General features: G+C 43.9%; 8 protein-coding genes. 1 reads left to right on the top strand and 7 read right to left on the bottom strand.

The features are described from left to right. Positions 1-77 precede the first annotated feature (77 nt). The gene (locus tag B0182_RS02185) at positions 78-398 is read right to left on the bottom strand and encodes a hypothetical protein (RefSeq protein WP_078273377.1); all 321 of its coding nucleotides are present in this window, start codon (positions 396-398) and stop codon (positions 78-80) included. A 304-nt stretch (positions 399-702) separates the two neighbouring features. Between B0182_RS02185 and guaB the strand changes: the two genes are divergently transcribed. After that, positions 703-2,172, top strand: coding sequence for an IMP dehydrogenase (gene guaB / locus B0182_RS02180; protein ID WP_078273376.1), 1,470 nt, complete (start codon positions 703-705; stop codon positions 2,170-2,172). Positions 2,173-2,236: 64 nt separating this feature from the next. On the opposite strand, the gene B0182_RS14165 is transcribed toward guaB, so the two are convergent. The 6 genes from B0182_RS14165 to metK all read right to left on the bottom strand — a co-directional run bounded on the left by B0182_RS14165 (position 2,237) and on the right by metK (position 5,844). Continuing rightward, positions 2,237-2,380, bottom strand: a complete 144-nt coding sequence (locus B0182_RS14165) for a hypothetical protein (protein ID WP_158079598.1) — start codon at positions 2,378-2,380, stop codon at positions 2,237-2,239. Next, the gene (locus B0182_RS02175) at positions 2,346-2,822 is read right to left on the bottom strand and encodes a hypothetical protein (protein ID WP_078273375.1); all 477 of its coding nucleotides are present in this window, start codon (positions 2,820-2,822) and stop codon (positions 2,346-2,348) included. Before B0182_RS02175 ends, B0182_RS14165 begins: the two co-directional genes overlap by 35 nt. Before the next feature lie 10 nt (positions 2,823-2,832). After that, the gene (locus tag B0182_RS02170; protein ID WP_078273374.1) at positions 2,833-3,429 is read right to left on the bottom strand and encodes a hypothetical protein; all 597 of its coding nucleotides are present in this window, start codon (positions 3,427-3,429) and stop codon (positions 2,833-2,835) included. Beyond that, positions 3,426-3,974, bottom strand: a complete 549-nt coding sequence (locus B0182_RS02165) for a hypothetical protein (RefSeq protein ID WP_078273373.1) — start codon at positions 3,972-3,974, stop codon at positions 3,426-3,428. The genes B0182_RS02170 and B0182_RS02165 overlap by 4 nt, the downstream gene beginning before the upstream one ends. A gap of 156 nt (positions 3,975-4,130) precedes the next feature. After that, positions 4,131-4,463 (bottom strand): DUF3144 domain-containing protein, encoded by a 333-nt coding sequence (locus B0182_RS02160; protein WP_078273372.1) that lies wholly within the window; start codon positions 4,461-4,463, stop codon positions 4,131-4,133. Between the two features lie 214 nt (positions 4,464-4,677). Next, on the bottom strand, positions 4,678-5,844 hold the full coding sequence (metK, locus tag B0182_RS02155) for a methionine adenosyltransferase (RefSeq protein ID WP_078273371.1): 1,167 nt from the start codon (positions 5,842-5,844) through the stop codon (positions 4,678-4,680). Positions 5,845-6,000: the final 156 nt, after the last annotated feature.

Below are 6,000 nucleotides of genomic sequence, written 5' to 3'. Positions count from 1 at the left end.
TTCTCCGTATTTATATAAAATTCATATATGGCAGAGCTTGCGATGGGAGACATTCAACCTGTATTAAATTTCTGTTATCAACGACCGAATCTCATCAGTGCTTGTTTGCTTGGGTCACAGTCGCCATCACGCACATCTACGACAGTTACCCCTTCATCAATAAAACTGTGAGCCGAACAGCGATTGCCAAAGGTCTTGGTAAACTGTTGTCCGTTTTGTTCAAGCGTGGCACACACAGGCATGTATTCCATGGTGCAGTGCTTGGTGGGCATGGCAAGTTTTGGCAGGGTGGATGAGTCTGGCTCTGCGATGTCGGTGGCGATGGGTTCGGCAGGGGTCGCTGTTGGCGTCGCACAGGCGGTCAGTAGTAATGGACAAAGTAGGATAAGGTATTTCATGAGCACTCCGAGCTGAGCTATTGATTGGTATGTTCATTGGGGTATTTTATATCACAAACCGTCCTGCTCTCAACTTTATTTTATAACCCATTGATAAATATGGATTAATCTAATAATTTACAAAAAACATTTGCCAAATCGGATAATCTGGCGTATAATGCACCGCTAATTTTACACGCACAAACCGATACACAATGCTAAAACGAACAAGCAACCGTATATCCAAAGGCTAGGCAGATGACTGCTTAGCCTTTTTCGGTTTTTTGATGTGTATTTTTTTCATTTTTTGCCATAAGGGGCTGTTATGTTAAGACTAAGTTATGAAGCATTGACCTTTGATGATGTACTGCTACTACCTGCTTATTCAGAAGTGTTACCCAAAGATGTGAGCCTATCCACTCGCCTGACTCGTGAGATTAACCTAAATTTGCCAATCCTATCGGCGGCGATGGATACCGTTACCGAATCAAAAATGGCAATCGCCATGGCGCAGCTTGGCGGTATGGGTATTATCCACAAAAATATGGACATCGCTCGTCAAGCCAGCCGTGTCCGCCATGTCAAAAAGTTTGAAGCAGGCACGGTTGCCGACCCCATTACCGTAAGCCCTGACACAAGCGTGGGCGAGCTACTTCGCATTACTCGTGAAAACCACATCTCAGGCGTGCCTGTGGTCGACGACAACCGTCAAGTGGTGGGGATTGTAACGCACCGTGATTTGCGTTTTGAGACCAACCTTGACCAACCTGTCAAAAATGTGATGACCCCAAAAGATAAGCTCGTTACCGTCAAAGAAGGCGAATCTACCGAGAGCATCAAACGCTTACTGCACACGCACCGCATTGAAAAAGTGATTGTGATTGATGATGAATTTCGCCTAAAAGGGCTAATTACTGTCAATGATTTTAGCAAAGCCGAAAATAACCCGAACGCCGCCAAAGATGCCCAAGGTCGCTTGCGTGTGGGGGCGGCAGTTGGTACAGGGGCGGACACCGAAGCCCGTGTGGAAGCGTTGGTGGAAGCGAACGTGGACGTGATTGTGGTGGATACCGCTCACGGTCATAGCCGTGGCGTGATTGACAAAGTCGCCTTTATCAAGAAAAAATACCCCCATATCCAAGTCATCGGCGGTAACATTGCCACAGGCGATGCCGCTCTTGCCCTACTAGACGCTGGGGCGGACGCTGTCAAAGTCGGCATTGGACCTGGCTCTATCTGTACCACTCGTATCATCGCAGGTATTGGCGTGCCACAGATTAGTGCCATTGACAACGTGGCGACTGCCTTGCAAGAGCGTATTCCGCTCATCGCTGACGGTGGCATTCGTTTTTCTGGCGACATGGCAAAGGCTCTGGCGGCAGGGGCAAGCTGTATCATGGTGGGCGGACTCTTAGCAGGGACAGAAGAAGCCCCTGGGGAGATGGAGCTGTATCAAGGTCGCTATTATAAGGCATATCGTGGCATGGGGTCGCTTGGGGCGATGAGCGGACAAAATGGCTCGTCTGACCGCTATTTCCAAGATGCCAAAGAAGGCGTGGAAAAACTTGTCCCAGAAGGTATTGAAGGGCGTGTGCCATACAAAGGCTCGGTAACAGGCATCATCAATCAGCTTGCGGGCGGTCTGCGTTCATCCATGGGCTATACAGGCTGTGCCACTATCGAAGAGCTACGCACCAAACCTGAGTTTATCAAAGTAACATCGGCAGGCATGAAAGAGTCGCACGTTCATGATGTGCAGATTACCAAAGAAGCTCCAAATTATCGTCAAAGTTAAAGACTTATCAAAGCTAATTTGCAAGATGATAAAATCCGCTCAATCAAGGTTGGGCGGATTTTTGTTATAGCGTATATATCTTGTATGCAACCCATACCGCCCCAATCGCCATAACCGTCCAATACACTTTGGCGGTTGATGTCATGCGTTCGTCATTACCGATATAAAACGGCTCATAACGTGGCGGGAATTTGTTTGATGAGTGCAAAAATCTCTTTCTCGTTGATGAGTGTTCGTCCATAACAGCAAGTATTTAATACCAAAAATTCATCATCGCCTGTCTTTAAGCTTATATCCATGCGATACACCATAAATCCAAAACGGTGATTTGCTTGAATGTGCAGTGATAAATCCGCAATGTCGTCAAACCCTATGAGTTTATCATTAAAAATACCCCGACCAATGATATAATCTTTATCAATGATAAGCATGGGTTTTTTGGTGATTAAATTTTTTAAAAAGATAATCAGAAAAAATAACCAAAACAAGCCCGATAATAAAATAGCCCCATTGATAAACCAACTACCAACATCAGATAACACATACCAAAAACAATAAGTCGCCCCGATACAAACGGCAAAAATAAAAAGCTGTATCACAAGGGAGCGTTGGGTAGGATATAGATATAGGGGCAAGCGAAAATTAACCATGTTTTTACCGTCATTTCATCAAATGACCAACAACCAATATCAGCACCACAAAACCAATCATAAACAATCCCCATGTTGTCATTCGGTCATGAATGTCCATATCAAAATCTTCAAATGTGGGCGGTATGTTGCCTTGATGAACTTGATTGATAAGATGAAAGATTTCTTTTTCATTTATCATTACTGTTTCATATTTCATACTTCTAATCGGCAGGTGTAATTTTTTGCCAGTATTTAATAAGATAGCAGTATGCCAATGTTTCACGTCTTGATGAGTATGATAATCCAATTCTAACGAGCGAATGTCTTTAAAAGCAATGGCGTTATTTTTATTAAATAATCTTTTTAATAATTCATGTCCGCCACTAATGCGATAACGGGCAATTACCAAAACGGGCTTGGAGTTGATGAACGAGATGACACACGCCAAGATAACCAACGCCTCAAAAATCATCAGTGCCATAGATAGGGCAATAATAAACCATTCGTCAGCAATCACACTAACAGTCCGCCCAAGCCAAAACATCGCACCGCCAAAAGCCAAAGAAAATAGCAGGAATTTATTGGAATGATAAAGCTCTATCGGTAGGGGGACTTTATTGCTCATGCGTGTTTAATTCCCATGATAATCGCCAATAATAGCATACTTGTCATAAAGACAATCATCAATAAACCGCCTACATTGACTCTGTCAAAAATCTCTATTTTTGTTGCAGGAATGATTAAAACATCTCGACCCTGATAGGCTTGATTGATTAGGTCAAATAGCTGTTTTTCATCAAGATGTAAATGATTGTGGCGATAGGCATTCAAAGATATTTGTTGTATATCATTATTTTTATGGATTTGTATGTACCAAAATTTAAAATCACGATAGCTTTGATAATCCAATATGCCAACATCTTGGTTGTGGGCTTGAATGTCCCTAAAATAAATTGCTTGCTGTGTGATGTGAAAAAATGAAAGGTGGTCTTTATCAATAACAAAGAAAGACTCATCTCTGACCACTTTAAAAAACTGATAAAAAGCAAAACCCAAAGCAATCAAAAATAAAACACCAAATAAAATTCTGATAAAAAATTCATCTTTGGCAACCCAAAATCCCAAACCAAATAATACCGCCAAAAAATATAAAACACAATCAATGCCCAATGTACTCGCTTTTTGGGATATAAGATTAGGGGCAGGGGAATTTTATCGCTCATGGTTATGTCTGGGGTAATTTAAAATGCTCTCATAAGGGCGAATAATTATATCCGCCCCTAACAATCTTTTTAAGATACCATTGGTTTTAAAATATCATTAACGCTACTTTTTAATCCCTGTGTATTTCTCAAAATTCTCGGCATAATCATCGATATTATCGCTAAGCATTTTTTGGTATTGCTCGGTATAAAAAGCGATGATGTCCGCTTTTTCTTTGACAAAATCCGACCCCTTGACAAAACCAATGCTCGCTGCTGACACCGCAAAACGAGCAGCGGCATAAGTCAAAGACGCTGCCACTTGCCCTGCGTGGGAGTTTGGCGATAATTGGCTGTTGGCAAGGGTAATCACGCTGTCCGCCCGCTCAAAAAAGGCATTGGCATCTTGGGGTAATTCGGCGGTGTTGTTGGTCATTTGTTCGTTAAGGTTTGACATAAATTTTCCATAAGCTTGATAAAAATTAACAAAAGCCAGTTTTTGACTGGCTTTTGTGGATAAAGAACTTTAAAATTACCACAAATTTATAATTATGTGGGCGTAGGGACGTGCTGAGCATGTCCGATAAATCGCCATATCATCAAGGGCGTGTTCAACACGCCCCCACAAAGCCTGCGGTAAATATCAAATTTGTTAGATATATTTTGGCAAATCACCAATTCGTATCCGCTTTAATCGCTTCTACTTTATCGGTTTTTTCCCAAGTAAAGGCATTGTCCGTACCATGTCGCCCAAAATGCCCATAACTTGCCGTGATTTCGTACATGGGTTGTAGCAAGTCCAGCATACGAGTGATACCATAGGGGCGTAGGTCAAAATGGGTGCGGATAAGGCGGATAATCTCATCATTAGACACATTGCCTGTGTTAAAGGTATTGACCGAGATAGAAGTCGGCTCTGCCACGCCAATGGCATAGGACACCTGCACTTCAATGCGGTCGGCAAGCCCTGCCGCCACGATGTTTTTGGCGACATAACGCCCTGCATAGGAGGCACTTCTATCCACTTTGGACGGGTCTTTGCCACTAAACGCACCGCCCCCATGACGAGCCATACCGCCATAAGTATCCACGATGATTTTACGCCCAGTCAGACCTGCGTCCCCCACAGGACCGCCGATGACGAATTTGCCTGTTGGGTTGATGTGGTATTTTGTGCCTGCGTGGAGCAGTTCGGCAGGAATGACTTGTTTGATAATCTCTTCCATGACCGCTTCATATAGGTCGGCTTGACTGATGTCGGGGTCATGCTGAGTGGATAGTACCAACGCATCTACCGCCAGTGGGCGATGATTGTCATCATAGCGTAGGCTTACCTGTGCCTTAGCGTCTGGGCGTAGCCATGAGAGCGTGCCGTTTTTACGCAGTTCGGCTTGGCGTTCCATAAGGCGGTGTGATAGGGCAATGGGAGCGGGCATAAGTACGTCTGTCTCAACGCATGCATAGCCAAACATCAAGCCTTGGTCGCCTGCCCCTTGCTCTTCGGGGTGGCTTCTGTCCACGCCTTGGGCAATCTCGGGCGACTGCTTGCCAATCATGTTGATGACCGCACAGCTTGACCCGTCAAAGCCCAAATCGCTATGGTTGTAGCCGATTTTATTGACCGTACGGCGGACGATGGCTTCCACATCAATGTTGGCGGTGGTGGTAATCTCGCCCGCAAGCACAACCGCCCCTGTTTTGGTTAGGGTTTCGCACGCCACACGAGCGTTTTTGTCTTGGGTCAAAATCTCATCAAGTATGGCATCTGAGATTTGATCTGCCATTTTATCAGGGTGTCCTTCGGAGACGGACTCTGATGTAAATAATTGATAATTCATAAAAAATCACTTAAATAGATTAAAAAAACTTACGACATTCTGGTGGCTTTTCATTATTTGCCAAAAAACAAAAAGGCAAATCTAGGCTTGACAGAATGAGCAAAACTCTACATCGTAAGGCGAGAATATCTGAATTTTACTTAGATATTTGGCGGA

The organism is Moraxella bovis, assembly GCF_002014975.1.
GTDB classification, from domain to species: domain Bacteria; phylum Pseudomonadota; class Gammaproteobacteria; order Pseudomonadales; family Moraxellaceae; genus Moraxella; species Moraxella bovis.
The sequence above is the reverse complement of the archived record's forward strand: the minus strand, read 5'-3'. Positions and strand labels throughout refer to the sequence as shown.

Excerpts from the sequence above, each read along its gene's own strand:
- B0182_RS02185 (WP_078273377.1), bottom strand. The coding sequence starts at position 398 with ATGAAATACCTTATCCTACTTTGTCCATTACTACTGACCGCCTGTGCG.
- guaB (WP_078273376.1), top strand. The coding sequence starts at position 703 with ATGTTAAGACTAAGTTATGAAGCATTGACCTTTGATGATGTACTGCTA.
- B0182_RS02175 (WP_078273375.1), bottom strand. The coding sequence starts at position 2,822 with ATGGTTAATTTTCGCTTGCCCCTATATCTATATCCTACCCAACGCTCC.
- B0182_RS02170 (WP_078273374.1), bottom strand. The coding sequence starts at position 3,429 with ATGAGCAATAAAGTCCCCCTACCGATAGAGCTTTATCATTCCAATAAA.
- B0182_RS02160 (WP_078273372.1), bottom strand. The coding sequence starts at position 4,463 with ATGTCAAACCTTAACGAACAAATGACCAACAACACCGCCGAATTACCC.
- metK (WP_078273371.1), bottom strand. The coding sequence starts at position 5,844 with ATGAATTATCAATTATTTACATCAGAGTCCGTCTCCGAAGGACACCCT.